The 26,732-nt window shown below is 70.2% G+C and carries 22 protein-coding genes; 9 read left to right on the top strand and 13 right to left on the bottom strand.

What is annotated here, in order from left to right; genetic code table 11:
* The first annotated feature begins 98 nt into the window (after window positions 1-98).
* The 4 genes from argG to ABZ840_RS00950 all read left to right on the top strand — a co-directional run bounded on the left by argG (window position 99) and on the right by ABZ840_RS00950 (window position 7,961).
* Window positions 99-1,544 (top strand): argininosuccinate synthase, encoded by a 1,446-nt coding sequence (gene argG / locus ABZ840_RS00965; RefSeq protein ID WP_361551163.1) that lies wholly within the window; start codon window positions 99-101, stop codon window positions 1,542-1,544.
* Between the two features lie 484 nt (window positions 1,545-2,028).
* Entirely contained in the window at window positions 2,029-3,687 is a 1,659-nt protein-coding gene (locus ABZ840_RS00960) for an ATP-binding cassette domain-containing protein (RefSeq protein ID WP_361551160.1), read from the top strand.
* Between the two features lie 210 nt (window positions 3,688-3,897).
* Window positions 3,898-4,863 (top strand): alpha/beta hydrolase, encoded by a 966-nt coding sequence (locus ABZ840_RS00955; RefSeq protein ID WP_361552302.1) that lies wholly within the window; start codon window positions 3,898-3,900, stop codon window positions 4,861-4,863.
* A 761-nt stretch (window positions 4,864-5,624) separates the two neighbouring features.
* The gene (locus ABZ840_RS00950; RefSeq protein WP_361551157.1) at window positions 5,625-7,961 is read left to right on the top strand and encodes a LuxR C-terminal-related transcriptional regulator; all 2,337 of its coding nucleotides are present in this window, start codon (window positions 5,625-5,627) and stop codon (window positions 7,959-7,961) included.
* Between the two features lie 35 nt (window positions 7,962-7,996).
* Here ABZ840_RS00950 and ABZ840_RS00945 read toward each other — a convergent pair whose 3' ends face one another.
* From ABZ840_RS00945 to ABZ840_RS00915, 7 genes are all read right to left on the bottom strand, one after another.
* Window positions 7,997-8,266 carry a hypothetical protein gene (locus ABZ840_RS00945; RefSeq protein ID WP_361551154.1) on the bottom strand — a complete coding sequence of 90 codons (270 nt, stop codon included), beginning with the start codon at window positions 8,264-8,266 and terminating at the stop codon, window positions 7,997-7,999.
* A gap of 167 nt (window positions 8,267-8,433) precedes the next feature.
* Window positions 8,434-9,300, bottom strand: a complete 867-nt coding sequence (locus tag ABZ840_RS00940) for a ribonuclease BN (RefSeq protein WP_361551151.1) — start codon at window positions 9,298-9,300, stop codon at window positions 8,434-8,436.
* Between the two features lie 144 nt (window positions 9,301-9,444).
* Window positions 9,445-12,183 (bottom strand): SpoIIE family protein phosphatase, encoded by a 2,739-nt coding sequence (locus tag ABZ840_RS00935; protein WP_361551148.1) that lies wholly within the window; start codon window positions 12,181-12,183, stop codon window positions 9,445-9,447.
* Between the two features lie 187 nt (window positions 12,184-12,370).
* Entirely contained in the window at window positions 12,371-12,781 is a 411-nt protein-coding gene (locus ABZ840_RS00930) for an ACT domain-containing protein (protein WP_361551145.1), read from the bottom strand.
* A gap of 5 nt (window positions 12,782-12,786) precedes the next feature.
* Window positions 12,787-13,269, bottom strand: a complete 483-nt coding sequence (locus ABZ840_RS00925) for a MerR family transcriptional regulator (protein WP_361551142.1) — start codon at window positions 13,267-13,269, stop codon at window positions 12,787-12,789.
* Window positions 13,266-13,736, bottom strand: coding sequence for a hypothetical protein (locus tag ABZ840_RS00920; protein WP_361551139.1), 471 nt, complete (start codon window positions 13,734-13,736; stop codon window positions 13,266-13,268). Before ABZ840_RS00920 ends, ABZ840_RS00925 begins: the two co-directional genes overlap by 4 nt.
* Before the next feature lie 35 nt (window positions 13,737-13,771).
* On the bottom strand, window positions 13,772-14,992 hold the full coding sequence (locus ABZ840_RS00915; protein ID WP_361551136.1) for a helix-turn-helix domain-containing protein: 1,221 nt from the start codon (window positions 14,990-14,992) through the stop codon (window positions 13,772-13,774).
* A gap of 128 nt (window positions 14,993-15,120) precedes the next feature.
* On the opposite strand from ABZ840_RS00915, the gene ABZ840_RS00910 reads away from it, so the two are divergent.
* The 4 genes from ABZ840_RS00910 to ABZ840_RS00895 are packed head-to-tail and all read left to right on the top strand — an operon-like array spanning window position 15,121 to window position 20,518.
* A complete protein-coding gene (locus ABZ840_RS00910; RefSeq protein WP_361551133.1) occupies window positions 15,121-15,699 on the top strand; it encodes an urease subunit gamma in 579 nt (192 codons plus the stop codon).
* On the top strand, window positions 15,696-17,384 hold the full coding sequence (locus tag ABZ840_RS00905) for an urease subunit alpha (protein WP_361551130.1): 1,689 nt from the start codon (window positions 15,696-15,698) through the stop codon (window positions 17,382-17,384). Before ABZ840_RS00910 ends, ABZ840_RS00905 begins: the two co-directional genes overlap by 4 nt.
* A gap of 15 nt (window positions 17,385-17,399) precedes the next feature.
* A complete protein-coding gene (locus ABZ840_RS00900; protein WP_361551127.1) occupies window positions 17,400-19,085 on the top strand; it encodes an amidohydrolase in 1,686 nt (561 codons plus the stop codon).
* A gap of 20 nt (window positions 19,086-19,105) precedes the next feature.
* Window positions 19,106-20,518, top strand: a complete 1,413-nt coding sequence (locus ABZ840_RS00895) for an MFS transporter (protein ID WP_361551124.1) — start codon at window positions 19,106-19,108, stop codon at window positions 20,516-20,518.
* A 167-nt stretch (window positions 20,519-20,685) separates the two neighbouring features.
* Here the strand turns inward: ABZ840_RS00895 and ABZ840_RS00890 are convergent, their stop codons facing one another.
* The 5 genes from ABZ840_RS00890 to ABZ840_RS00870 form a co-directional block, all read right to left on the bottom strand.
* Window positions 20,686-21,645, bottom strand: coding sequence for a hypothetical protein (locus ABZ840_RS00890; protein ID WP_361551121.1), 960 nt, complete (start codon window positions 21,643-21,645; stop codon window positions 20,686-20,688).
* A 100-nt stretch (window positions 21,646-21,745) separates the two neighbouring features.
* Window positions 21,746-22,258, bottom strand: a complete 513-nt coding sequence (locus tag ABZ840_RS00885) for a hypothetical protein (protein WP_361551118.1) — start codon at window positions 22,256-22,258, stop codon at window positions 21,746-21,748.
* 191 nt (window positions 22,259-22,449) lie between these two features.
* The gene (locus ABZ840_RS00880; RefSeq protein WP_361551115.1) at window positions 22,450-22,836 is read right to left on the bottom strand and encodes a VOC family protein; all 387 of its coding nucleotides are present in this window, start codon (window positions 22,834-22,836) and stop codon (window positions 22,450-22,452) included.
* A complete protein-coding gene (locus ABZ840_RS00875; protein ID WP_361551112.1) occupies window positions 22,833-23,126 on the bottom strand; it encodes a metalloregulator ArsR/SmtB family transcription factor in 294 nt (97 codons plus the stop codon). Before ABZ840_RS00875 ends, ABZ840_RS00880 begins: the two co-directional genes overlap by 4 nt.
* A 113-nt stretch (window positions 23,127-23,239) precedes the next feature.
* On the bottom strand, window positions 23,240-24,997 hold the full coding sequence (locus ABZ840_RS00870) for a 2-isopropylmalate synthase (RefSeq protein ID WP_361552299.1): 1,758 nt from the start codon (window positions 24,995-24,997) through the stop codon (window positions 23,240-23,242).
* 427 nt (window positions 24,998-25,424) lie between these two features.
* Between ABZ840_RS00870 and ABZ840_RS00865 the strand changes: the two genes are divergently transcribed.
* Window positions 25,425-26,114, top strand: coding sequence for an FCD domain-containing protein (locus tag ABZ840_RS00865; RefSeq protein ID WP_361551109.1), 690 nt, complete (start codon window positions 25,425-25,427; stop codon window positions 26,112-26,114).
* A gap of 13 nt (window positions 26,115-26,127) precedes the next feature.
* Here the strand turns inward: ABZ840_RS00865 and ABZ840_RS00860 are convergent, their stop codons facing one another.
* The gene (locus tag ABZ840_RS00860; protein WP_361551106.1) at window positions 26,128-26,697 is read right to left on the bottom strand and encodes a PadR family transcriptional regulator; all 570 of its coding nucleotides are present in this window, start codon (window positions 26,695-26,697) and stop codon (window positions 26,128-26,130) included.
* Window positions 26,698-26,732 lie beyond the last annotated feature (35 nt).

The raw sequence follows: 26,732 nt of genomic DNA, 5'->3' as shown, positions 1-26,732 counted from the left end.
CCAGGGGCCCGGCCGCGCCTCGCGCCCCTCGGGGACGTAAAACCCGGACACCCGGACCTGCCTTTGCATGGAAATGCGTAATCGTGCATACTCTTCCTATGTCTAAGGTCCTCACCTCCCTCCCCGCCGGCGAGCGCGTCGGCATCGCCTTCTCGGGCGGCCTCGACACCTCCGTCGCGGTCGCGTGGATGCGCGACAAGGGTGCGATCCCCTGCACCTACACCGCCGACATCGGCCAGTACGACGAGCCCGACATTGCCTCGGTGCCCGGCCGTGCGAAGACCTACGGTGCCGAGATCGCGCGCCTGGTGGACTGCCGCGAGGCGCTGGTCGAGGAGGGCCTGGCGGCGCTCACCTGCGGCGCGTTCCACATCCGCTCGGGCGGGCGTGCTTACTTCAACACCACGCCGCTGGGCCGTGCCGTCACCGGCACCCTGCTGGTCCGGGCGATGCTGGAGGACAACGTCCAGATCTGGGGCGACGGCTCGACCTTCAAGGGCAACGACATCGAGCGGTTCTACCGCTACGGCCTGCTCGCCAACCCGAACCTGCGGATCTACAAGCCGTGGCTGGACGCGAACTTCGTGACCGAGCTCGGCGGCCGCAAGGAGATGTCGGAGTGGCTGCTCGCCCACGACCTGCCTTACCGGGACAGCACGGAGAAGGCGTACTCCACCGACGCCAATATCTGGGGCGCCACCCACGAGGCGAAGACGCTGGAGCACCTGGACACGGGCGTGGAGACCGTTGAGCCCATCATGGGCGTGCGGTTCTGGGACCCCGAGGTCGAGATCGCCGCCGAGGACGTCACGATCGGCTTCGAGCAGGGCCGCCCGGTCAGCATCAACGGCAAGGAGTTCGCCTCCGCCGTCGACCTGGTGATGGAGGCCAACGCCATCGGCGGCCGCCACGGCATGGGCATGTCGGACCAGATCGAGAACCGGATCATCGAGGCCAAGAGCCGCGGCATCTACGAGGCGCCCGGCATGGCCCTCCTGCACGTCGCCTACGAGCGCCTGGTCAACGCGATCCACAACGAGGACACCCTCGCCCAGTACCACAACGAGGGCCGGCGCCTCGGCCGCCTGATGTACGAGGGCCGCTGGCTCGACCCGCAGGCGCTGATGGTGCGCGAGTCGCTGCAGCGCTGGGTCGGCGCGGCCATCACCGGTGAGGTGACGCTGCGGCTGCGGCGCGGTGAGGACTACTCGATCCTCGACACCACGGGCCCGGCGTTCAGCTACCACCCGGACAAGCTGTCCATGGAGCGCACCGAGGACTCGGCCTTCGGCCCGGTGGACCGGATCGGCCAGCTCACGATGCGTAACCTCGACATCGCCGACTCGCGCGCCAAGCTGGAGCAGTACGCGGGTATCGGCCTGATCGGCACCGGCAGCCCCGCCATCGGCGCTGCTCAGGCGGCCGCGACCGGGCTGATCGGCACCATGCCGGAGGGCGGCGCCGAGGCCATCGCCTCCCGCGGTGAGGTCTCCAGCGAAGACGAGGCGCTGGACCGCGCCGCGATGGAGTTCGGCACGGACTGACCCTCGCTCTCGGCGAGGTGCCAATGCTCTCCGCGAGGGCTTGGCACGCTCGCCGAGCACTCGCGGAGAACTCGCTGAGAACTCGCGGAGAACGAGACATCGGAAGGCCGGCTCGGCGTCGAGGACGTCGGGCCGGCTTTTCCGATGTCCGCGACCCCCGGCCTCTCCGGTATCCACGCCGGTAGCCGCAGCCGGCCGGTCACTCACAGCTATGAGGTACAGTCCTAGAGTCCTGTTGTCTCCGATAGAGGTGGACGTTGCGCATCTGAGGTTCGCGATCATCACGCGGTACGGCATCGGCCGTACGCCCGTCACGTCGTATCCGGCCATTCTGCCGTCCGTGACCCCCGCGTGCATGCGACCTCGGTGCCTGAGCTGTCCCTCGCCCTTCGGAGAGCTGCACCCCCCTTTTTCCGCCGGTCCGGTCGCCGCGTGGTGTTCGCACACGTAGTCCCCATCCACCGCGTACGACTGCGAGAACACCATGTCAGGACCGACGCCCCAGGCTTCTGTGACCTGCTCCGCCCTGTCCTTCCAGTGGCCGGACGGCACCACCGTCTTCGACGGGCTCTCCTTCACCGTCGGCAAGGGCCGCACGGGCCTCGTCGGTGCCAACGGCACCGGCAAGTCCACTCTCCTCCGCCTGCTGTCCGGCGACCTGCAACCCGCCCGGGGAGCGGTGACCGTCGGCGGCCGCCTTGCCTACCTTCCGCAGAACATCACCCTGGACACCTCGCTCCGCGTCGACCAGGCGCTGGGCATCGCCGAACGCCGCACCGCCCTGCGGGCCATCGAGGCGGGAGAGGTGGCCGAGGAACACTTCGAAACGCTCGGAGACGACTGGGACGTCGAAGAGCGAGCCCTGGCCACACTGGGCTCCCTCGGTCTCGGCGACCTCGGGCTCGACCGCACCGTGGGCGAGATGTCCGGCGGCGAGACCGTACTGCTGCGCCTGGCGGCGCTGTTGTTGGAACGCCCCGACGTCCTGCTCCTCGACGAACCGACCAACAACCTCGACCTGTTCGCGCGCCGCCGTCTGTACGAGGCGGTGGACTCCTGGCGGTCCGGGACCCTGATCGTCGTCAGCCACGACCGTGACCTGCTGGAACGGGTGGACCGTACCGCCGAGCTGCGGTCGGGGTCGGTGAGTTGGTACGGAGGCGGATGGTCCGCGTACCAGGAGGCACTGACCACACAACAGGAGGCTGCGGGCCGCACACTGCGGGCGGCCGAGGCCGACGTACGCCGACAGCAGCGCGAACTGGAAGAGACCCGCATCAAGGTGGCCCGCCGGCAGCGGCAGAGCAAGAAGCTGGACGCCCAGCGCCGCGCTCCGAGGATCGTCGCCGGCGAACGCAAGCGGTCGGCGCAGGAGTCCGGCGACAAGCTGCGCGGCCTGCACGAAGAACGCCTACAGGAAGCGCGCGAGCGTCGCGAAGCGGCCGCGGACGCGATCCGGGACGATGCCGAGATCCGGGTGAGCCTGCCCCACACCGCGGTACCGGCCGGCCGCACCGTCCTGAGCCTGCACGAACTGCAACCCTCCTTCGGCAGGCTGCGCGCCGCCACCCTCGATGTGCAGGGGCCCGAGCGCGTCGCACTGGTCGGCCGCAACGGAGCGGGAAAGACAACACTCCTGCGTACCCTCACGGGTGAGCTCGCCCCACTGTCCGGTACGGCCGCGGCACACGTACCACTGCGGTTCCTGCCGCAGCGCCTGGACGTGCTGGACGACGAGTTGAGCGTCGCCGAGAACGTGGCCCGCACCGCTCCGGACGTCACCGACAACCACATCCGCTCGCAGCTCGCCCGCTTCCTGTTCAAGGGTGCGCGTGCTGAACAGCAGGCGGGCACCCTGTCGGGCGGCGAGCGCTTCCGGGCCGCCCTCGCGGCGACCATGCTCGCCGCACCGGCTCCGCAGCTTCTCCTGCTGGACGAGCCGACCAACAACCTCGATGTGGCGAGCGTACGGCAGCTGACCAGCGCTCTTGAGTCGTTCGAAGGTGCCCTGGTGATCGCCAGCCACGACCTGCCGTTCCTGGAGGCGGCCGGCATCACCCGCTGGCTGCTGGTCGAGGAAGAACTGCGGGAGACCAGCGAGGACGAGGTCCGTGCCGCCCTGGAATCGCCGCCGACCGACTGAGCCCGTACCCCTTCTCGTCGGTTTCGAGAAGACCGACGAGGAGACCGACGAGAAGTCACACGCAAAGACACGCGCGAAGACACACGAAAAGACGCACGAGAAACCCTGCGGGAAGACACAGGAGACACGTACATGAGCAACACACCGTCGTCCGTGCGGAGCGAGGCGAGCGAGGGGAACGGGGCGAGCGGGTCGGCGGAACTCCGCCCGGTGCGCTTCGCCCCTGAACTGGCCGCCGTACTGAGCGGCATGGACGACTTGAGGGACGCGTTCCCGTCGGATCCCGCCATGGTTCCCCAATGGCGGAAGCGGCTGGCCGAGATTGTCCCGGACCCCACCCTGGATGAGCTGCGCGCCGACGGAGCCTTCGAGGTGTACGAGAGGAGTGTGCCCGGTCCCGCCGGGGCCCCGGAGGTCTCCCTCCTCGTCGCACGTCCGGCCGGGCTGGCGGCGGACGCACCGGTGGTCTACCACGTGCACGGCGGTGGGATGATCAGCGGCAGCAACCGTGCCGGCCTGGACGTGATCCTGCGCGAATGGGCGGAGCCGCTGGGGCTCGTCGTCGTCTCCGTCGCGTACCGCCTCGCGCCCGAACACCCCTACCCGTCAGGCGTCGAGGACTGTTATGCGGGTCTGCGGTGGGTCGCCGAGAATGCCACGCAGCTCGGTGGCGATCCGGCGCGCATCGTCGTCGCCGGCGGCAGTGCGGGTGGCGGCCTCACCGCCGCGCTGGCGCTGATGACACGCGACCGCAACGGCCCCCGTATCCTCGGCCAACTGGCGATGTGCCCCATGCTCGACGACCGCAACGACACGGTCTCCGCCCGGCAGATGGCGGGACATGGACTGTGGGACCGCCACGACAACGGCGTCGGCTGGGCTGCGCTGCTGGGCACGGCGAGCGGGACCGCGGACGTACCGGCGTACGCGGCACCCGCCCGCGCTACGGACCTGTCGGGGCTGGCGCCCGCGTACATCGACGCGGGCGCGGCCGAGACCTTCCGCGACGAGGCCGTCACGTACGCCACCCGCATCTGGCAGGCGGGCGGCGATGCCGAACTGCACATCTGGCCGGGCGGCTTCCACGGCTTCGACCAGCTGGCCCCCGAGGCCACGATCTCCCGCGACGCCCGCCACGCCCGCGTCCGCTGGCTGCGCCGCATCCTGAACGGATGACATCGGGTGGTGGGGGAGAGGGTGCTCTTCGACGCACGGGCCGGCGAGAGCGTCTCGCCCTCGCCCCCACCACCCGCCCGAACGGTTTGGTCTCAGGCCGCCATCCAAGGCACACGACACACATGGGCCGTCATACCCCCTGGACACAAGGACCTGACCACGGTCTTGCGAATCGCTCGCCACGTCCGCAGGGAACACACCAAACGGACGCTCAGCTCGACCGGCTCTCGCGCGCCACTGTCCTGACCAGGGTGTTCCCAGCCCCACTGCTCCGCCAGAAAGTCGTAGGCCTCAGCGCTCGCCATCCCGCTCCCGAAGACGGTGTGCGCGACGATCACCTCAACGACCCGAGCGCTCCGGGCGGCCACAGCATCATCGACAATCCCCCTGACCCACGCCACCCCCTCCCCCTCCGCATACAAGCCGAACCTCAGGGTCCGCGTCCTCATCACATCGCCTTCCGCACCGCCCACTGCTCACTGCCCACTGCGCCTCACGATAGTGGGGTTCGACGCGTTCGACGGTTCGGTTCGAGCACCGCGGAGTACATGCTGATTCCCTGATCCCTTTGGGAGAACAGTCGTAGAGGGCGCGGCCGTTGTGGTGGCCGTGGCCGTCAGGAACCGCGTACTGTCACGAATCCGCGTACCGCTTCGCTGCCGTGAGAGTGAGGTGCCGCGATGGCCGAGTCCACGGGTGAGTCTGCAAGTGCTCCTTCCTTTCCTCCGCTGCCCGAGTGGCTCATACCCAGGCCCCACCTGGTGTCCCGCCTCGCCCGTGGGGTGCTCGGGCCCCTGACGGTGGTGGTGGGCCCGCCGGGCGCCGGCAAGACCGCGCTGGTCACCGAGTGGGCGCACACCTCGGCCCTGCCGGGTCCGGTGGTGTGGGTCACCTGCGACGGCGGGAAGGAGGTGCCGGGTGTCTTCTGGCCGCGCGTGGTAGCCAAGTTGCGGGAGGTCGGCGTGGACCCCGTGTACGCAGGCGGCGATGCCACCGCGTCGCCCTCCGGCGCTACCGGCGGACGCCCCTGGCCTGCCCGGGTGGCGGAGGGCCTGGCGCGGCGCACCGAGCCCGTGGTGATCGTGCTGGACGATTTCGAGCCGGCGCCGGGCTCGGCGGCGGCGGAAGACGTGACACTCCTGCTCAGGCACGCGTTCCCCATGGTGCGGCTGATCGTGGTCGCGCGCAGGGACCCGCCGCTGCACCTCCACCGCCGTCGCCTCGCCGGTGAACTGACCGAACTACGCACCGACGACCTGGCGTTCACCGAGAAGGAGACGGTGACTCTGCTCGCTCAGCACGATGTCACCCTCACCGGTTCGGCGGTGCGGCGCCTCGCCCGGCGTACGGAGGGCTGGGCGGCGGGGCTGCGGTTGGCGGCCATGTCCATGGCCGGACACCGGGACCCGGCAGCGTTCGTGCGGCGCTTCGCCGGCGACGAGGAGGCGGTCGTCAGCTATCTGGCCGAGGAAGTCCTCGATGTCCAAGCCGCCCCCATGCGTCATCTGATGCTGGTCACGAGCATCCTGGAGCGGGTGAACGCGGAGCTGGCGGCCGCCGTCGCCGGAGCGGACGCCGATGGCCGGTTCGCCGTGCTGGTACGCCAGAACTCCTTCCTGCATCCGTTGGGGGAGGGGTGGTACCGGTACCACCGGATGTTCCGTGATGTGCTCCTGCTGCGACTGCGATACGAAGCTCCGGAACGGGTCGCGCGGCTCCATCGGCGGGCCGCCGACTGGCTGGGTGGGCATGACCTGCTGCCCGAGGCGCTGGGGCATGCCCTGGCCGCCGGCGATCCGGCGTACGTCGCCCAGGTGGCGGTCGAGCGGCTGGCGGTCGGACGAATCCTCGAGCTCACCGGCGAGGCACTGCCCGAGGACCTGCTCCGACGCCTCTCGCAGAGCGCGGCTACGGCCACGGAAACGGCCACAGCAAGGGGTTTGGTCCCTGACACGGACGCGGACGGTGCGCGAGGGTGCGAAGTGCTGTTGCTGGCGGCTGCGGTGGCGCTCGCGCAGAGGGATGTTGAGGGGTGTTACGAAGCGCTGCGGAATGCCGACGCGGTGATTGCCGGGCTGCCGTACGGAGTCCGGAAGGCGGTTCCCGTCACCACTCGTCTGACGGGAAGCGTGATCCGTATGGCGGCCAGGGCAGCCACAGCGGCCGTGGTGGGGGAGTGCCCCGTCGAGTCTTCGTGGGCGCTGGCTGCGGCGGCCGAGGTCGATGAGTTGTGTGCCGGGCTTCCGGGGGAAGCCATCGAGCACCGGCCGGAACTGCGGGCCTTCACACACTTGGTACGTGGCGGTGCCGAACTGCGCTGCGGTCGGCTGAAGCGGGCGGAGCAGTCACTGCTCGCGGCGTTGAAGGCCATCGGCCCGCACGAGAACAGTCCGCTGCGGCGCGACTGCCTCATCGACCTTGCCCTGCTGGCCACGGTGCGCGGACGGACGCGGTCCGCCGCCGAGCTGGCCGCGAGCGCGCAACGCCCAGAGGTGCGGGGGTGGGCCCCGGCGGACCGTTCCCGGGCCGCACTTCACGTGGTGCGTGCCTGGTCCCACCTCGCGCGCGGCGAGCCCGCGGCTGCCCGGCACGAACTCAACCGCGTCGACGCGGTGTTGTGCATGCCGCCGTACGATCCTCCCGTTGCCGCCCTGCGCCGGCTGGCAGGCGAGACGGCAGACATGTGCGAGTACGGTGCCGCTCCCACGGCCGAGGCGGTGCGCGACCTCTGCGCGGCGGTGGCGGGCCCGTGGCCCACCGAGGGGCTGGAGCGCGCGGTACGGCTGGCGTGCACCGCCGCGCACGGGCTGCCGAGGCCGGCGGGTACTCCCCGTCGTACGCCCGTTGCGGTCGAGCCCGGCAGGGCCCCGTCGGAGTCCGCCGGGAGCCGGGGTGCGGCGAAGTGCCAAGTGCTCAGTGGGCGGGAGCGCGACGTGCTGGAATACCTGGCGCGGACCATGACCACCGAGGAGATCGCCGCCGAGATGTATCTGTCGGTGAACACGGTCAAGACGCACCTCAAGAGCGTGTACCGGAAGCTGGACGTGACCCGGCGCTCGGCAGCGGTCCGACGCGCACGCGAGTGGGAACTGTTGTGACGGCATCCGGCCACACCACCAGCTCATAACCATGCTCACCCGCCGCCCGAAGCCGCTCCCGGCTCCTCGGTCGGCGGAAGGCGGCGTACTTCCATGAGTTCGAGGCCCAGCGCCTGGATCCGGTCGAGGATGCCGTAGAGCGCGGCCTGGTCGAGGCGCGTACCGCGCAGCACCGTCTCAGCATGGTGCCGGGTGACCGTCAGGTCGCCGAAGGCTTCCCTGAAGGCCTCGCCGACCGTGCCGCGAATGCGGATCTCGAACCCGGCGCCGCCCCGCGGCCCTTTCGCCTGCTCGGTCCCGCCCATGGCATCACCTCCACCGCGGCCATGCCGTGTTGCGCTGTGTCGTGCTGTGTCGCCCATTCTTCCGGTCAGCGATCCGGCGGACGCATCACCTCACGTGGGTGAGGCCACCACGCCCCGGCGGCAGCGGAGGCCGCCCCGCTCATCGGCCTTCGTCGAGCGCTCTCGGCTCATCGGCCGGAGGGAGGCAATTGTTCGTGGTCGTCCATCGCCGTCACCGGAAGGCCGAGCCGCTGTCCGACCGACCGTTCATGGGCCACCAGGTAGCCGATGGCGATGCCGGCCACCACCGTGGTGCAGAAGAGGATCAGCCAGGACAGGAGGGTGAAGACCGACCCGAGCAGTCCGAACTGGTCCACGCTTCGCCGCAGCGTACCCGGCATCCACAAGCTCGACGTGGCGGCGAACACCGACGTTCCTGCGCCGGTGAGCAGCGCACCGGGCAGGAGCGGCAGCCAGCCGACGCGGCCCGCCAGCAGGAGATGCTGGGTCCACCACCACAACCCCATCGCCGCGGCGACTTGAAGGGGGAATCCCAGCAACGCACCTGTACCGAACCCATTGCGCAGCACACCCTGGAACACCAATGCGGCACTCCACACGAGCAACCACAGGAACCACCGCCACACCGCGCTCCGTATGGACGTGTGCGGCAGGTGCCAAGAGCGCTCGCACAGTCGCTGAAGCACCCGGCTGAGCGCCGTGGCGGAGACCAGCGTCAGCAGCGCACCCACCACTCCCCACACACCCGAGCCGCGCTCGCTGCCCGCATAGACCTGTTCGACCTGCCCCAGAACGACACCCTCGATGCCGAGTACGTCACGCAGCGTCGTTCGCAGCTGCTCCCGCACCTCCGGCGGGGAGTAGGCCGCGATGACGAAGAGCATGGGCAGTGCGGTCAGGAACACCTGTGCCGCGAGCCGGGTCGACAGATCGAGGACGCTGACGCTCCTCAACTGTTCGGCGAGACGGCGTACGAGACGGCGTATGCGGGGCAGCGAACGGCGTATGGCCGAGACCGCAGACACAACAGCCATCTCCGCCGCCCCCTACGCCCGCCCGGGTCCCAGAGCCTGTGCGGTCTCCGCCCTCCATTCAGCCGCCGTCCCGGTCGGCTCGGCATCCCCCGCAGCGGGTGAATGGTCGGCAGCAACAAGCGGCAAGCGGCAAGCGATCAGGAATCAACAGTCAGGGGCCGGGACCGGCCGGACCGCGAGCAAGGCAATGTCGTCGGCGCTGTCGGCGCTCAGGCCGATGAGCAGTTCGTCGCAGAAGACATCGAGGGGTTCGCGGGCCAACGGCGCAGTGTGCCGGCGGAGCCTGGCCATGGAGACGTCGAGCGACTCGTCGCGGCGTTCGATGAGCCCGTCGGTGTACAGCAGCACGGTCGAGTGGGCAGGAAGGGGATCCTCGGCACCGGGACGGGGCATGTTTGGGTCCATGCCGAGCAGCAGCCCCATGCCTCCCTCAAGGTAGGATGTGTCGCCCTCTCCGGTGGTGAGCAGCGGTGGCAGGTGGCCGGCCGAGGAGTGTCTGAGCGTCCACGGCCCGCTCTCGGGACCCTCGACGAGGCCGTAGACACACGTGGCGGTCGCTTCCCGGTCGAGGCTGTGATTCGCCATGTCCAGGCGGCGCAGCACTTCCTGCGGCGGCTCCTGCCGGTCGACGGCGATGCCGCGAAGCATGCTGCGCAGCTGACTCATGGCGACGGCTGCCTCCAGGTCGTGCCCGGACACGTCACCGATGACGACAGCGGTCTGTCCGTTGGGTACGACGAAGCTGTCGTACCAGTCGCCGCCGACCTGCGCGGCGGTGGAGGAGGGCGCGTAGCGGGCCGCCATCTCCAGGTGCGGGAGGTCCGGCAGGACGGGCAGCAGGGAGCGTTGGAGGCGCTGGGCGATCTGCCGTGACTCCTGATAGAGGCGGGCGTGTTCCACGCCCAGGGCGAGGTTCCGGACCAGCGCGTCGACCTGGGGAAGGTCCGCTTCGGTGAACGGCTGCTCCTCGCGGGTACGCGCCAGTGTGAGAGCGCCGAAGACCGCGCCACGCGCCCGCAACGGTGCGACGACGGCGCTTCGCGCTGCCATTCGCTCGAACAATTCGACGTAGTGGGTGTCCAGGAGAGTGCCGCTCTGGTGCGGCGGCGGAGTCTCGCTGAGCAGCAGTGGCCCGGCACCGCGCAGCACCCGGCCCAGCGGGCCCCGAGCGCTCTCGGACAGTGCCGGCAGCCTGCCCGTACTCACCTCGGTGGGCAGTGACTCGGGGCCGCGGTGGGTGACGCACACGCGCTCCAGCTGGCCGGACTCGTCGAGCAGGTCCACCACGCACCAGCCGGCCAGTTGCCGGCTGAGGATCCCGCACACGCGTTGCAGTCCCTCTTTGAGGTCGGTGGTGCCGCTCAGCGCGTCCCTGATGTCGGCCAGGAGCAGGAGTTGCCGCTCCAGCACCGAACCGCCGGCCTTGCTGTCACTCCGCTCTGTGACATGCTCCGGTGTGTCCGGCAGCGCAGGCGCCTCCGGCGCACCCGATTCCCTCGGTCCGCCCCGCTCCTGCTCGCTGACCTGCTCCCGCTCCTGCGGCTCGCCCTGCTCCCGCGTCCCGGTCGCGGCCTGCGCCGCTTCGTCCCGGTCCTCTTCGGGGACGTACGGCGAAGGGGGCGGGAGCACCGTCCGGGGCGTGAGCTGGGCGACGAACACGGGGCGGCCGTCGGCCGTCTCCTGCGTCTGGATGAACAGCCGCACGGGGACCAGCCGGCCGTCCCGGTGCAGTGCGGGCAGTGGTACCGAGCGTCCCAGGATGCGGGGCCGACCGGTGAGCAGCAGGGAGGCGAACGCCGCCACGTGACGCTTCCGCAGGTGGTCCGGGATGAGGTCCGTGAGCCGCCGGCCGATGAGTTCGTCGGCCTGCCAGCCGAGCATGTCCGCGGCGGGGCCGTTCGCGGCGATGATCCGGTTGTCGTCGTCGGCGGCGATGGTCGGAGTGCTGCCGGCCGTCGCATGACCGGCGTCCCAGGGCGCCGGCTCCAACGGGCTTGCGCTCGGCTCGCGGGGCATCACGGTCCACGCGGTGGGTGGGCCGCCGGCGAGCTGGCCGGCCAGCTCATCGAGCAGCCAATGGCTCAACGCACGGATCTGGGGGAGTGCCGGCAGGGTGAGGAGACGCTCGTCGCGGGCCGCCTCCTCGGCGGTGTCGAGCACGCGGCGCAAGGTGCGCACGGCAGGCCCGGCATCGGCCGGGAAGGCCAGTCGCACGGTGTGGAAGTTCGGGGCCGAGGGCTGCTGTTCCCATTCGGCCGCCACACAGGCGCTGATCACATTGTTCGTGTCGTGCGCGGTGACGAGGTCTTCCGGGCGCACGCCGAAGCTCTTTCCGGCGGCCGCGGCAAGGGTGAGTTCGCGCAGCAGGGAGTGGCAGTGCTGCTGGGACGCGACGTACAGCGCGCCCGGCAGGTCGACGAGTGTCACCGTACGGGTGGGGGAGGAAGCAGCCGGTACCGCGGTTCGCCATCCGGAGGGCGGTGGCTGCCCTCCGTCGAGCCACAGTTCACACCACACCGTCTTGGCGTCCTCGCCGGTTTCGACGCCGTACCGGGACGCGAGCTGCTCGGCCATCTTCAGGCCCCGCCCCGAAGTGGCATGCGGGAAGTGGCCCTGCGGCACCAGCTCCCGGCGTGGCCGGAGGTCGCTGACCTCCGTTCGCACCGTGTGGTCGAGGAGCCGGACCGACACCTCGACCGCGGTGGCCGCATGCAGGACGGCGTTGGTCACCAGCTCGCTGACCAGCAGGGCGGCGTTCTCCGCCACCTCGGAGGCAACGCCTTCCAGCGCACTCCGAACGAACCGCCGAGCCGAGGCCACGCTCTCCGGCCGTGACGGAAATGTCTGCGAGGACACCGACTCCGGCCGGTTGCTGTGACCCATGACGGCAGTGTGCTGTACCCGACTGCCGTGGGTCTCGGTCCGCCGCGAGTGTCCGACCGGCACACTCGCGGAGATCCGCCACCTGGCGGAGAGGTCCCCGCCGATGGCCGCACCCATGCCACTGCCGGGCGACCGAGGCCATCACCGGGCGACCGAGGCCACTGCCGGGCGACCGAGGAGCATCGGCTCAGCCGTTGCCTGCCCTGGAGCGCCGCGCCAGGTCCTCCAGTACCGCCATCGCCCGCTCGGCGTGCTCGTACGGCACGAAGAGGTGGTCGTGGTGGAATCCGGCGATGACGTTGCAGTTCAGTCCGGCGTCGGCGAGCTCTCGCGAGACCGCGGCGGTCAGCCCGACCGCTTCGAGCGCGGAGTGCACACGCAAGGTGATCCAGCCGGCCACGTACTCGTACACAAGCCCTGCCGCGTCGGCTTCCTCCCGGCGCGCCACGAGGGTCAGACCTTCGTCCTCGGCGACGGTGGCCACGGGGGAGACGCCGGAAGGCACCCCGCCCTCGACCGTGGTGAACACGTAGTGGCCCGCATTCAGCTCCGGACGCATCCCGCTCAGCAACGTCTGCAGATCGCTCTCACCAGCCACGACCCTCACCTTACGGGCTGCGCACATGCTGACCGTTCGGGGCTCGGGGAGTTCTCCGGTAGTTGTGCGACAGACCCTGCCTCCGCCCCCGTATCGGTCAGCGCTGCTTCGACGGGGCACGCGCAGTCGCCCTCCGCTGCACCGTCGGCCAGGCTTGCCAGCGCCGTACGCATCCGTACGAGGTCGGCGATGCGCGCGTCGAGGTCCGCGAGTTTGGCGTCGATGACGGTGCGCAGGTGCGGGGAGGCGACGACGCCCTCCTGAGAGAGCGCCAGAAACGCCGCGACGTCTCCCATGCCGAAGCCGAGCCGCTGGGCACGTTGTACGAAGCGGGCGCGGCGGACGTCGTCCGGTGAGAAGCGACGGTAGCCCGAGTGCGGGTCACGTGCGGGGGTGAGGAAGCCACGCCGTTCGTAGTAGCGCAGGGTGCTCAACGGCACGCCGGCGGCGCGGGCAGCTGCGGCGGGCGTCATCGTCGTCTTCGTCATCGGGACACAGTCTCCCGGACGTGGAGCGTACGTGTGTGCCGCTGCCTTGCCCGGAACAGCTGCCGCCCCTGTGCGAGCAGGAAGCCGATCTCGACGGCGAGAAACACGGTGAGCACGGTGCTCGCGCCGTTGATCATCGCCACCGTCATCAGGAAGGCGAAGGCCATGCGGCCTGCGGCGTCGGCGGCCGTGGTCACGGCGTCGCCGCGGACCAGGCGGACCACCGCCCACATCGTCACCAGTACGCCGAAGAACGTGACGAACAGCAGGTGTTCCGGTCCGTAGTCACCGGGTGGGGGACCGGGCAGGCCAAGGGCGGTGTGTACGGAACGCAGTCCGTCGATGGCGAGCCGGGCGGTCCAGGGAGTGGTGAAGACCGGTGCGACGGCGAGGTCGTAGAGGGCACCGATCCGGGCGGGACCGGTCCACGGGCGGTGGTTCGGGTGTGTCGTGCGCGGGTGTGTCATGCGGGCAACGCTGCACCTTGCACCGCGGTGCAAGGTCAAGCCGGCGTACTGCCCGTCACGCGGCCGGGCCGTCGCGCGGGCCGCGCGCAGTGCAGGGCGAAGAGGACCGTGGCGGCCTCGGCGGGGCGCGTGGGGTGGTAGCCGGTGAGTTCGGCGAAGCGCGTCAGCCGGTTCAGCACGGTGTTGCGGTGGCAGTACAGCTCACGCGCCGCGGCGGTCGCCGAGCCGGTGTCGCAGTAGGTGGTGACGGCCTCCAGGAGCCGCTCGCGTTCGTGTGCGGGCAGTGGTTCCAGACCGGCCAGGACGGAGTCGGCCAGTACGGCCGCGGTCGGGCCCAGACGGGCGACGGCCACGGGCATCCAGGAGTCCGCGAGGGTCACCGGGCCGGACGTCGCCGGTTCCAGCACGGCGGCTATCGCCTCGGTGACCCGCACCATGTCGGGTACCTGCGCCAGGCCGTGCGCGACCGGGCCGACGGCGCACGGTACGCCCTCCAGCCAGGCTGTTGTGGGCGGCCCGTCGGCGCCGGGCGGGAGCGCGGTGATCAGGACGAACATGCCGTGGTGCTGTTGCAGGTGCGTGCCGCGGTCGGTGGTGTGGGAGGCCATGACCTCGCGCAGTCGCGCCTGCGACTCCGGTGGCGCAACGACGACGGCGAAGTCGCAGGCGATGTCCACCTGCAAAAGGGTTGCGGTCTGGGCGAGCAGCTGGGGGTCGCGGCCGTCGGACGACAGCAGGCGGCCGATGAGTGTGGCCTTCTCGCGTGCGCGCTCGCGGGCCAGTACGGCGACCTCGTCGAGGTAGGCGGCGTGGGCGTGGACGGTGTGGTACTCCACGGCCTCCCACACCCGTACGGCGCCCTCGGTCAGCTCGGGCATGGCCGGGGCCGGTGTGCGTTCGAGGAAGGCGTTCCACAGCACGCGGAAGTCCATCCGGATCGCCTGCAGCAGCCGGTCCAGCGGCACGCCCTGGTGGGCGCGGCGGCGGCCGAGCCGTACGGGGGTGAGCAGCAGGTCGTCCGGTACGGGCAGGCCGCCGATGAGGCGGAGCAGCATTTCGTAGCAGGTGCGGCCGGTGTCGCGCAGGTCCGTCCGGTCGACGACGTCCTCGTAGTTGTCCAGCCGGGCGACCTCGTCGACGTAGCGCTCGACGAGTGTGTCGAGGTCGTCGAGGCAGTCCCGGGCGAGGGTGCGGAGCACCGGTGGCACGGGCGCGTGCATGCGGTGGTCGGTGGGCCATCCGGATGGATTGTGCATCTGCCCATTATGCGGCGGCGAACCCGAAGCATTCCACCATTGTTCAAGTACGGTTTCACCAGGCATTCTGCTGATCACGCCCGGGATTCGCCGACCACGGCAGACGTGATCTTGAGGGGAATTGCCCAATGCATCTGACACCACGCGAACAGGAGCGTCTGCTGCTGTTCTCCGCTGCCGAGCTGGCCCGCAGGCGGCTGGCCCGCGGTGCGCTGCTGGGCGCCACCGAAGCGACGGCACTGGTGTGTGACGAGGTGCTGGAGATGGCCTGGGACGGTCTGCCACTGGAGGAGGTCGTCGCCGCGGCGCCGGGCGTCGTACCCCGCGACCGACTGCTGCCGGGCGTGGCCGCTGCGGTACCCAGCATCCAGGTCGAGGCGCTCTTCCCGCACGGCACCTCACTGGTGCACATCCCCGAACCGTTCGGCCCGGCCGAGCCCGCAGGCCCCGGCGCGGTGCTGACCGCCGACGGTGCCGTCGAGCTGGCGCCCGACCGTCCGCGCCGGACACTGACGGTCACCAACCAGGGCCCGCGCACGGTCTGGGTCTCCTCGCACTTCCCGCTGGAGGAGACCAACAACGCCCTCGTCTTCGACCGCGAGGCCGCGCACGGTCACCGGCTGGACATCCCGGCCGGCACCTCGGCCGCATTCGCGGCGGGCGAGACGCGGGACGTCGAGATCGTGGCACGAGGAGGCAGCCGATGAGCACTCTGGACCGGCGCGCGTACGCGTCGCTGTACGGCCCGACCACCGGTGACCGGGTACGTCTCGCGGACACCGACCTGTGGGTGCGTGTCGAGGCGGACGACACCGAGCCCGGCGAGGAGCTGCTGGGCGGCTGCGGCAAGACCGCACGCGACGGCCTGCTCGTCGCCTCCCGCGCACCGCGGGAGAGCGCGCTGGACATGGTCGTCCTCGGCGTGCTGGTCATGGACCCGCTGATCGGCATCCGGAAGACCAACATCGGCATCAAGGACGGCCGGATCGTCGGAGTGGGCCGTGCGGGCAACCCCGAAACCACCGACGGTGTGGAGCTCGTCGTCGACTCCCACACCGCGATGATCACCGGCGAAGGGCTCATCGCCACCCCCGGTGTGGTCGACTCCCACGTACACCTCTCCAGCCCCGAAGTGGTGCCCGCGGCGCTGTCGGCAGGCGTGACCTCGCTGGTGGGCATGGGTATCGGCGGGGTCTGGGACGTGGGCGCGAACCCGGCGTACAACCTGCACAGCCTCATCGAGGGCTGGCGCGACGCACCCATCAACGTCGCCTTCCTGGCCCGCGGCTCCAGCTCCTCGCAGGAACTGCTGGAGCGCGCCGTACTGGCCGGGGCCGGCGGCTTCAAGATCCACGAGGACTGGGGCGCGACCCCGCGCATCGTGGACACCTGCCTCGGCGTCGCCGAGCAGGCGGACCTGCCCGTCGCCCTGCACACCGATACCCTGAATGAGTCCGGCTACCTCGCCGACACCCTCGACGCGACCGGCGGCCGGACCGTGCACGCGTACCACGTGGAGGGCGGTGGCGGTCACCCCGACCTGCTGGAGATCGTCTCCCAGCCGCACGTGCTGACCTCCTCCACCACCCCCACCCTGCCGCTGACCCCGGCGACCGCCGCCGAACTGCTGCCCATGACGCTCACGGTGCACCGCGGCCACCACGACGTACCCAGCGACCTGTCCATCGCACAGAGCCGGCTGCGCGAGCACGCCATCGCCGCCGAGAACGCACTGCACGACCTGGGCGCCATCTCCATCGTCAACTCCGACTCCATGGGCATGGGCCGCATCGCCGAGACCGCCCGCCGCACCTGGCAACTCGCCCATGTGCAGGCCATGCTGGCGGGGGAGACGGGCCCCGACGTCAACAACAACGCGCGGGTGCTGCGCTACCTCGCGAAGATCACCCTGAATCCGGCGATCGCCCACGGCATGGCCGCCGACGTCGGCTCGCTGCGCCCCGGCAGCCTCGCCGACGTGGTGCTCTGGCGCCCCGCAACCTTCGGCGCGCAGCCCGAACTGGTCCTGAAGTCCGGCTTCGTCGCCTGGGGCGTGACCGGCTCGGGCTCCGGATCCACCCGGCTCACCCAACCGCGTGTGATGAAGCCGTACTTCGGCGGCCTGGGCGCCGCGCCGCGCCGCCTGTCCACGGTATTCGTCTCGCAGCAGTGCCTCGACGACAAGCAGTCCTTCGACGCCCTGCCGCGCGGCGTGCGCTACGCCCCGTTGCGCAACTCCCGCGGCCTGAGCCGGGCCGACATGATCGCCAACACCGCCGTGCCCGACGTGCAGGTGCCCACCACACCCGACTCCGTCCTCGTCGACGGCCGCCCCGTCGACATCCACCGCGCCGCCGAGCTCCCGCTCACCCGGCTGCAGAACCTGGCCTGAGGTCCGAGAAGACGCATGCTCGATCTGAAACTCACCCACGCCCGCATCCGCACCGTCGACGACGACCGGCCCACCGCACACACCCTCGGCGTGCTGGCCGGCCGCGTCGTCGGCCTCGACGAGGACATCGCGGACCTCCCGGCACGCACCACACTCGACTGCCGCGGTGCGACCGTCGTCCCCGGCTTCGCCGACGCGCACAACCACATGGCCTGGTACGGGCAGTCGCTGGACGAACTGGACCTCTCCGCCGCGGCCACCCTGCACGCGCTCTACGACGCGGTCGCCGCCCGCGCCGCCACCCTCCCCGCCGACGCATGGGTGATCGGCGCCGGCTACGACGACACCGTCATGGGCGGCCACCCGCACCGCACCGCCCTGGACCGGGCCGGCGGCGGCCGACCCGTCTGGCTGAAGCACCGCTCCGGCCACATGTGCGCCGTCAGCAGCGCCGTACTCGACCGGACCGGAGTACTGAACGGCACCGCACGCGAGCCGGAGGGCGGCGTCGTCGTACGTGAGGCCGACGGCACCCCCACCGGACTGCTGCAGGAACGGGCACAGAACCTCGTCACCTCGCTCACCCTGCCCGTCTCCCTCGACAACCTCGCCGGCGCCATCGGCAAGGCAGCCACCGCGTACACCGCCGAGGGCCTCACCCATGTCACCGAGGCAGGCATCGGACTCGGCCTCATCGGGCGCAGCCCCGTCGAGGCCGCCGCCTACCAACTGGCCCGCGAGCGCGGCACCCTGCCCGTCCGTGTCGAGCTGATGGTCGCCGGCGACAACCTCCACCCGCTCGCCGCACACGCCGACGATCACACCACCACCGGCCTCGACCTGGGCCTGCGCACCGGCTTCGGCGACGACCGGCTCCGCATCGGACCGGTGAAACTGTGGCTCGACGGCTCCCTGATCGGCCGCACCGCCGCCGTCACCGAGCCCCTGTGCGGCCACGACCACGGCGGTGTCTACCAGGACAGCCCCGACGACATGCGCGCCCTGATGGTCGCCGCACACCGCGCCGGCTGGCGCATCGCCGCCCACGCCATCGGCGACGAAGCCATCGACCTCGCCCTGGACACCTTCGCCGAGGCCCAGGCGAGCACGCCCCGGCCCGACGTACGCCACCGCATCGAGCACTCCGGCGTCGTACGCCCCGACCAGCTCGAACGCTACGCCGCACTCGGCGTGGTCCCCGTACCGCAAGCGCACTTCCTGCACGCCGTGGGCGACACCATGGCCGAGGCGCTGGGCCCCGAACGCATCGGCTGGCTCTACCGGCACCGCTCCTTCCTGGCACACGGACTGCGCGTCCCGGGCAGTTCGGACCGCCCGGTCGCCCCCGGCGCGCCGCTGCTGGGCATGCAGTCGATGGTGCAGCGGCTCAGCCGCGACGGCCTGCTGCTCGGCGCCGACGAGCGGGTGACCGCCGAACAGGCGCTGCGCGCCTACACCCTGGACGCCGCCTGGACGAGCCACGAGGAGGACCGACGCGGCAGCCTGGCACCCGGAAAACACGCCGACTTCGTGCTGCTGGCCGAGGATCCCACCGCCGTGGACGCCGGCCGCATCGGCGCCATCGACGTACTGGCCACCTTCGTGGCGGGCGCCTGCGTGCACGGCGCCGACACCCTGACGGACCACACCTCCGTCACCGGACCTCCCCCCGCCCCCGCCCGCGCACGCTCCGCCGCGTGACCGTCCCCAAGGAGCCCCTCATGAACCACCTCGACGAGACCGGCCACCCCCCACCGGGTGCCGCCGACGGCACCGGCCAGCCGTCACGGAGCACAGCCGGCGCCACCGGAGAGCCTCCGTCCGGCACCACGACCGCCGTCGTCACCGGCAAGGACGCCGGACGCGTGGCCTTCGCCGCCTTCGTCGGCACGACGCTGGAGTGGTACGACTACTTCCTCTTCGGCACCGCCGCCGCCATCGTCTTCGACCGGCTCTTCTTCACCTCCCTCAACCCCGCGACCGCCACCCTGGCCGCCTTCGCCACCTTCGGCGTCGGCTTCGCGGCCCGCCCCATCGGCGCCGTACTGTTCGGCTGGCTCGGCGACCGCATCGGACGACGCCCCGCACTGCTCATCACCGTGATCGGCATCGGCATCGCCACCGGCCTCATCGGCGCACTCCCCGGCTACGCCACCATCGGCATCGCCGCGCCGCTCCTGCTGGTCCTGCTGCGCCTCCTCCAGGGCATCGCCGTCGGCGGCGAGTGGGGCGGCGCGGTCACCCTCGCCGTCGAGCACGCGCCGCCCGAGAAGCGCGGTCGCTACGCCGTACTCCCGCAGGTGGGCTCCCCGGTCGGCACACTGATGTCCTCCGGCGCCTTCGCACTCGTACTGATGCTGCCGTCCGCCTCCTTCGACTCCTGGGGCTGGCGCCTGCCCTTCCTGCTGGCCTTCCCCCTGACCGCCATCGCCTTCTACATCCGGCGCAAGGTCGAGGAATCACCGCTGTTCGACGAACTCCTCCGGCAGGACCAGCGCGCCAAGGTGCCCGCACTGGAGGTGTTCCGGAAGGCGTGGGGCCGGCTGCTGGTGGCCATCGCCTCCGCACTGCTCGGCGTCGGCGGCTTCTACCTGCTCACCACCTTCGTCATCAGCTACGGCACCGGCACCCTGGGCCTGCCCAAGAGCCTGATGGTCAACGCGACGCTGGTCGCGGCCGGGGTGGAGATCGTGGTCATCCTCGCCATGGGCCGGCTGGCCGAGCGCATCGGCCCCGGCCGGGTCACCGTGTGGGGCGGCCTCATCACGGCCGTGTGCGCCTTCCCGCTGTACTGGCTGATCGACACCAAGAACCCGGCGGTGGTCGTGCTCGCCATCGCACTCGGCATCGGCCTGATCGCGGTGACGTACGCCGTCTCCGGCGCACTGCTGACCGAACTGTTCCCGGCGAACCTGCGCTACAGCGGCGTGGCCCTGGCCTACAACCTCGCGGGCGCACTGACGGGCTTCCTCCCCTTCCTCGCCACCGCGCTGCTGGACGCGGCCGGCGGATCCACCTCGTGGCCCGCGGCCCTGCTGCTGGTGATCATCGCCCTGCTCACCGCACTGGGCGGCCTCCTGGGCGAACGACTGCGCGTACGGGACGACGTGGTGAGTACGTCACCCACTGAGTGACGACTCCGGGGCCGGGCACCCCACCACCTGCCCTCTTGGCACGCCGACAGCCGGCTGCGCATTTGCACTGCACTGCACCGATCTGCCCTGCACCGCATTGCTTGCGCAGCCGGCTGCGGTGTTCTGTTACGGAGACGACGGCGCGGGGGCAAAGCCATGGAGCGGCGTCACGGGGACGACCGCCACGGATAACGAGACTCGAAGCTCAGGCCCGACAGCTCCTGCTCGGTCGTCTGCAGCGCGGTGGCCAGCGTCCGCTGGAAGAAGCCCGTAGATTCCTTGCGACGGAGTCGCTTCGTCGGAAACCACCACCGCAGGTGGGCGAGTTCGTGGGGTGTGGTGCGGCAGTACTTCACGATCTGCGTGCGCTCGTGCAGCGTCAATTCCAGCTGATGCACCAGGAGGGAGTTCACGTCATCAATGGAACCGGCGAACCCTTCCATCGCAGCCATGATCACGCAGGCGTCCGTGAATGCCCGCGAGTAGTCGGCCTTGTGGAGCCGTGCCGGTGGCAGCACGACCGTCAGCCGGGTCTGCAGACCGTGCTGAGTGATCTGCTCGATCTCCCACTTGAGGGCCTCCCGGATGCCCTGCCCGGGCGGCAGGATCAGCACGATCGAGTGGGCCCGGCGGATGAGGGTACGCACCGCGGTCTGCCACTGGTCGTGCGGTGAACGCATCCACCGGGGGCCCGGTGGCGCGAGCCGGCGGTCCTGGTCGACCAGGGCGTACGTCTGCATCTTCAGGCTCTTGCGGGTGGCCCGGGCGATGATCTGCTCCATGGTCGAGGCGCCGAACCACGCGTGGGGGAGTACGACCTCCCCGTCGCTGCCGAAGGGCCGCAGGACGAGGCAGTACTCCTCCCGCGAGCCCACCAGCGGCCCGACGACCTCGTGGTACGGCTTCGTCTCCGCGGACCGCCGGTAGCGCCCCCAGGTCAGCGCGATCGGTATCGCGACCCAGGCCAGGAAGATCAGGGGGCGGCCGAAGGCCATCGGGTCGAAGTAGAAGCCGTTCCGCTGGTGCAGGATCAGCAGCTGAATGCCCAAGTACACGAGCACCCCGGCGCCCACGAGAAGGAAGACGCCGCGCCCCCGTAACCCCCGCCACAGCTTTCGCCCACGCATGAGCGTGAACATAGCGCGCTCGCGCAACGCCGGTCCACCAACTACGTTTCTGTCAGACCCGGTTACGGCATCTACTGCCCCCGATACAGCCCCCGATGGTTCACGTGGCGACGATCGCGGCGAAGGCCACGAGATACGACACCGAGAAAATGGCAGGGACCCATTGCTCGACATGGGTCAGCGGCACGTACTTCCGCCAGTCCCGCCCTTCCCCCAGGGCTCCCCATTCGGCCCGGGAGTACGCGTAGGCCGGCAGCTTCTCCTCGAAGGCACCGATCACCGCGTACTTCGCGGCGTTGAGCTGCCGGTAGGAGCGGACCATGACCCACCACGCCGCGCACTGGGCGAGCAGGATGAGCAGCCCGGAGAGCAGCACCCAGTCCGACATCCCAGCCAGCCGACTGGTCGGAACCATCGCCACGATCGCCACGACGGCGCTGTTCAAGGACAGGAAGAAGGTGTTGGTGAGGTTGCGCCGCGCACTGACCCGATCGGCCATCTCCACGCAGAGCTTGTACTGCTCGAGTATCGCCTGCCGGTAGTGCTCTTTGGCCTGGCTGTAGTCGGACGTACTCACGTCCGCGTTCCACAGTGCGTCCCCGATGTCACTCATGCCCCCAGCATGCCGAACAGCCGCCACCCGACTCTCCCGTTTCCGAGATCTTGTCGAGGGGCGTGGGCGGGTCGGCGGTGTGCGACATGATGGCGCCCGTCGCCGTGCGTGTGGGCTCCCTCGGCGACGGGCGACAGCGCGCGGCGGGGCGTCGCGTCCAGGGCTCCGTGTGTTGTGGTTGAGCCGGAGGGTCAGTTCATGTGCTCGATCTGGATGAGGTTGCCGCAGGTGTCGTCCAGTACCGCGGTGGTGGCCGGACCCATCTCGGTCGGTTCCTGGGTGAACTCCACCCCCAGCTCGCGCAGGCGGGCGTACTCCCTGTGGACGTCGTCCACGGCGAAGGAGGTGAAGGGGATGCCGTCCTTGGCCAGCGCCTCCTTGTACGGCCGAACGGCGGGGTGGACGTCCGGCTCCAGTACGAGCTCGGTGCCGTTGGGGTCCTCGGGCGAGACCACGGTCAGCCACTGGTACTCGCCGAGCGGGACCGCGTGCTTCTTCACGAACCCCAGCACCTCGGTGTAGAAGCGCAGGGCCTTGTCCTGGTCGTCGACGCAGACGCTCGACAGGTGGATCCTCATTTTCCGTTCTCCGGTGCATTGGGCTTGAGCCATCGAGCGGCGATGCGTTCAAGCGGTTCGGTGGTGAGGTCGTGGAACTTATAGCGGCCCTGGCGCCGGGTCCCGATCAGACCCGCCGATTCCAGTACGGCGAGATGCTGACTGATCGCCTGACGGGATGATCCGAGACCGTGCTTGGTCGTCAGCCGCGCGCAGATCTCGAACAACGTCTGACCGTTCCGTTCCGTCAGCTCGTCGAGGATCTTCCTGCGCGTGGGGTCCGCCAGGGCCTTGAAGACATCGTCCGACACCACCACACCATAGGCAAGTCGCGGCTTGCCTATCAAGTCGAGCGGGCCCGGCGCGTCGCGCGCGCCGGGCCCGCAGTCTGTCAGCTGTCAGCCGTCCAGTACTGTCATGCCGCCTACTCCGTCCTATGGGCGCGGTTCACGGCGGCCATGATCGCGTGCACGCCGGCTGCCACGATGGACGTGCCGATCCCGGCTCCCCACCGGTCGCCGCGCCCGGCGACCTGGCAGTGGGCGTACGCCACGGCCTCGCCGCTGCTGCCGGTCGATGTGGCGTGCTCGCTGTAGGACAGGATGTCCACCCCGATGCCGGCGTCGCGCAGCGCAGCGGTCATGGCGGCGAGCGGCCCGTTCCCGGTACCCCGTACCTCCTTCGGGCCGGTGGGGGTGTCCAGCGTGGCGGTGAATTCCTGCGTGCCGCCATCACCACCATCGCCATGGCCCTTGCTGTCGCCATCGCCGTTGCCCGCGCTGTCGCCGTGCGGCAGGGAGGTCCACCGGCTGAGGGTGTACGGGCCGGAGGTGGCCGGGGCGGTGTAGGTGAGGTCGAACAGCTCCTTGAGGTCCTTGTGGGACACCTCCTGCTTGGTGTCGTCGGTGACCTGCTGCACCGTGCGCGAGAAGTCGATCCGCATCCGCTGCGGCAGGTCCAGGCCGTAGTGGGCGTGCAGCAGGTGGGCGATGCCGCCCTTGCCGGACTGGGAGTTGACCCGGATGACTTCCTCGTACGTGCGGCCGATGTCGGCCGGGTCGATCGGCAGGTACGGCACGTTCCAGGGGGCGGCTTCGGGGGTCACACCGAGCTCGGCGGCCTGCTTGTCGTGGGCCAGCATGCCCTTGGAGATCGCGTCCTGGTGGGTGCCGGAGAACGCGGTGTGCACCAGGTCGCCGGCGTAGGGGTGGCGGGGGTGCAGCGGCATGCGGATGCAGTCCTCCACCGCGGCGCGAACGGTGTCGATGTCAGAGAAGTCGATCATCGGGTTGACGCCCTGCGTGTACAGATTCAGGGCCAGCGTGACCAGGTCGACGTTCCCGGTGCGCTCGCCGTTGCCGAACAGGCACCCCTCCACGCGCTGCGCCCCGGCCAGGACGGCGAGTTCCGCACAGGCCACCCCGGTACCGCGGTCATTGTGGGGATGGACGGAGAGGATGACGCTGTCGCGGTTGTCCAGGTTCTTGTGCATCCACTCGATCTGGTCCGCGTACACGTTCGGCGTGGAGATCTCCACCGTCGCCGGCAGGTTGATCACGACCGGGCGCTCCGGCGTGGCCCGCCACAGGGCCGTGACGGCATTGCAGACGTCGAGGGCGTAATCCGGCTCGGTGCAGTTGAAGACTTCCGGGGAGAACTCGAACCGTACGTCGCTGTCGGGAAGTTCCGTCTCGGCGCGGTGCATCAGATGCTCGGCCGCCCGCAGGATCAGGTCCTTGTGCTCGGTGCGGCTCTTCTGCAGGACCAGGTCCCGCCAGGTGGGGGCGCTGGGGGTGTACATGTGCAGCAGTACGCGCGGCAGGCCGCGGACGGACTCGACGGTGCGGTCGATCAGCTCCGCCCGTGCGGGGGTGAACACACTGATCGTCACGTCCTCCGGCACCGCACCGCTCTCGGCGAGATGGCGTACGAAGTCGAAGTCCGTCCGGCTGGCGGACGGGTAGGCGACCTCGATCTCCTTGAAGCCCATCGCCATCAGCAGATCCAGCAGCCGCCGCTTGCGCGGGGTGTCCATCGGCTCGGGCAGGGCCTGATTACCGTCCCGCAGATCCACCGGCACCCACAGCGGCGCCGTCTCGATGCGGCGGCCCGGCCAGTCCCGCTGCTCCATCGCCGGCAGCGGCACGCGCTCGTGGGCCGGCCGGTACCGGTCGTGGCGCATCGCGGAGGGACGCTGCGGATTCCACGCGGGAGCGCCGGGCGGAATCTCCCCGGCGGGGGAGCGCAGACGAGAGAAAGCAGAGTGTTCGGTCACGAGGTTCTCCTTCAGCGAGGTATGCCAGGTGACCGGCGCACAACCGACCCCCGCTGCGGGGTGCCGGTCACATAGTGGTCAAGCCCCGCAGCGGCAGCCAAGAAGAAGGAGCCCACGCAGCGTCATGCCGAGTACAGTACTCACACCTCAGCTCCTCAGACAAGCTGAGGTGTAGACGTTTGGGATCGCCGGAATGGGGCGCCGATGCGTCGCCGGGATACATTGGCGTTCTCGGACCTCAGACCTCAGCTCCGCAGACAACCGCCCAACCGTCCGACGCCGAGCCGTCCAACAGCCCAACCGCCCAATCGGCAACCAGAGAGGTAGCAACCGGATGCCGCTCGGCACGCTCCGTCCCAGCCCGCTGGTGGAACAGGCCGCGCAACACCTGCGCGACCAGATCACCGAGGGGCACTGGCCGATCGGTACCAAACTCCCCGGTGAAACCACCCTCGCCAAGACCCTCGGTGTCGGCCGTTCGACCGTGCGCGAGGCGCTGCGCGCCCTGGCCGGGGCCGGTCTGGTGCAGGCGCGGCAGGGCGCCGGCGTCTTCGTCATCGCCACCGAGCCCGAAGAGGACTGGCCCACCCGGCTTCGTCGGGCAGCCATCACCGATGTCTACGAAGTCCGGATGCTCATCGAAGTCGAAGCCGCCCAGATGGCAGCGGAGCGCCGTACCGACGACGACCTCGCCGCTCTCGACGCGGCCCTGACCCAGCGCCGCCGGGCCGCGAACGCGAGCAACGCCGAATTCGTCGACGCCGACATCGCCCTGCACGGAGCCGTGGTCGCCGCGGCCCACAATCCCGTACTCACCGGCCTGTTCGACGAGTTCGTACCCGTACTGCGGCAGGGGCTCGTCGACTTGGTGGAGCTGCTCGACCTGCGGTCCGCCAACTCGAACCACGGCGACGAAGGGCACGCCGCCCTGGTGGCTGCCATCGCCCAGGGAGACGCCGAAGCGGCTGGGCGGACGCTGCGCGAAGAGCTGAAGCAGACGCTGGCCCAGCTTCAGGCGATGTGACGGCGGGCCCGCGTCAATCGCGGGCCCGGGTCTGCCGCCTTCCCCTCAGTACGGTGATGGTGCGCTCGCACCACTCACGATTGCCCTGCTCGAAGGCCAGGCCGCGCAAGCACGTCAGATACGGCCCGATGCGGTGGCCGTCCCGCAGGAACTCCTCCTCCGTACGGTCCTGGCGCATGCCGCGCAGCAGCTTGCCGAAGAGATCGATCTTGGCCTGGGCGAAGTCGGCGCGCTCGGAGAGCTGCGCGATCAGTGCATCGGTGTCGACGTGATCAGCAGCCTGAACCTTGACGAGCAGGTCGTCACGGACGAAGGAGGGCTTCGCTGACGCGGCCGTGAAGCCCGCCAGCTCCGCCAGCCCTGCCTCGGTGACATGGAACAGGCGCTTGTTCGGCCTGGCTTCCTGAACCACCTCGCGGCCGGCGATCAGCCCGTCCTTCTCCAGACGGGTCAGCTCGGCGTAGAGCTGCTGCGGCTGCGCGTGCCAGAAATTCGCTACGCCGAGGTCGAATGCCTTCGCCAGCTGGTAACCGCTGAGCTCCTCGTCGAGCAGTGCCGCCAGCACGGCGTGCCTGAGCGCCATCGGATCGCCTTCCTCATCCCACTGTTTCGACTGTC

The sequence above is a fragment of the Streptomyces sp. NPDC047117 genome (assembly GCF_040643545.1).
In the GTDB taxonomy this organism is placed as follows: domain Bacteria; phylum Actinomycetota; class Actinomycetes; order Streptomycetales; family Streptomycetaceae; genus Streptomyces.
This window is presented reverse-complemented; position numbering and strand designations above follow the sequence as displayed.

Bases quoted from the DNA above. Each gene is read 5' to 3' on its own strand.
- argG (WP_361551163.1), top strand. From the start codon at position 99: ATGTCTAAGGTCCTCACCTCCCTCCCCGCCGGCGAGCGCGTCGGCATC.
- ABZ840_RS00960 (WP_361551160.1), top strand. From the start codon at position 2,029: ATGTCAGGACCGACGCCCCAGGCTTCTGTGACCTGCTCCGCCCTGTCC.
- ABZ840_RS00945 (WP_361551154.1), bottom strand. From the start codon at position 8,266: ATGGGCGGGACCGAGCAGGCGAAAGGGCCGCGGGGCGGCGCCGGGTTC.
- ABZ840_RS00940 (WP_361551151.1), bottom strand. From the start codon at position 9,300: ATGGCTGTTGTGTCTGCGGTCTCGGCCATACGCCGTTCGCTGCCCCGC.
- ABZ840_RS00935 (WP_361551148.1), bottom strand. From the start codon at position 12,183: ATGGGTCACAGCAACCGGCCGGAGTCGGTGTCCTCGCAGACATTTCCG.
- ABZ840_RS00925 (WP_361551142.1), bottom strand. From the start codon at position 13,269: ATGACGAAGACGACGATGACGCCCGCCGCAGCTGCCCGCGCCGCCGGC.
- ABZ840_RS00920 (WP_361551139.1), bottom strand. From the start codon at position 13,736: ATGACACACCCGCGCACGACACACCCGAACCACCGCCCGTGGACCGGT.
- ABZ840_RS00915 (WP_361551136.1), bottom strand. From the start codon at position 14,992: ATGCACAATCCATCCGGATGGCCCACCGACCACCGCATGCACGCGCCC.
- ABZ840_RS00910 (WP_361551133.1), top strand. From the start codon at position 15,121: ATGCATCTGACACCACGCGAACAGGAGCGTCTGCTGCTGTTCTCCGCT.
- ABZ840_RS00905 (WP_361551130.1), top strand. From the start codon at position 15,696: ATGAGCACTCTGGACCGGCGCGCGTACGCGTCGCTGTACGGCCCGACC.
- ABZ840_RS00900 (WP_361551127.1), top strand. From the start codon at position 17,400: ATGCTCGATCTGAAACTCACCCACGCCCGCATCCGCACCGTCGACGAC.
- ABZ840_RS00895 (WP_361551124.1), top strand. From the start codon at position 19,106: ATGAACCACCTCGACGAGACCGGCCACCCCCCACCGGGTGCCGCCGAC.
- ABZ840_RS00890 (WP_361551121.1), bottom strand. From the start codon at position 21,645: ATGCGTGGGCGAAAGCTGTGGCGGGGGTTACGGGGGCGCGGCGTCTTC.
- ABZ840_RS00885 (WP_361551118.1), bottom strand. From the start codon at position 22,258: ATGAGTGACATCGGGGACGCACTGTGGAACGCGGACGTGAGTACGTCC.
- ABZ840_RS00880 (WP_361551115.1), bottom strand. From the start codon at position 22,836: ATGAGGATCCACCTGTCGAGCGTCTGCGTCGACGACCAGGACAAGGCC.
- ABZ840_RS00870 (WP_361552299.1), bottom strand. From the start codon at position 24,997: ATGCGCCACGACCGGTACCGGCCGGCCCACGAGCGCGTGCCGCTGCCG.
- ABZ840_RS00865 (WP_361551109.1), top strand. From the start codon at position 25,425: ATGCCGCTCGGCACGCTCCGTCCCAGCCCGCTGGTGGAACAGGCCGCG.
- ABZ840_RS00860 (WP_361551106.1), bottom strand. From the start codon at position 26,697: ATGGCGCTCAGGCACGCCGTGCTGGCGGCACTGCTCGACGAGGAGCTC.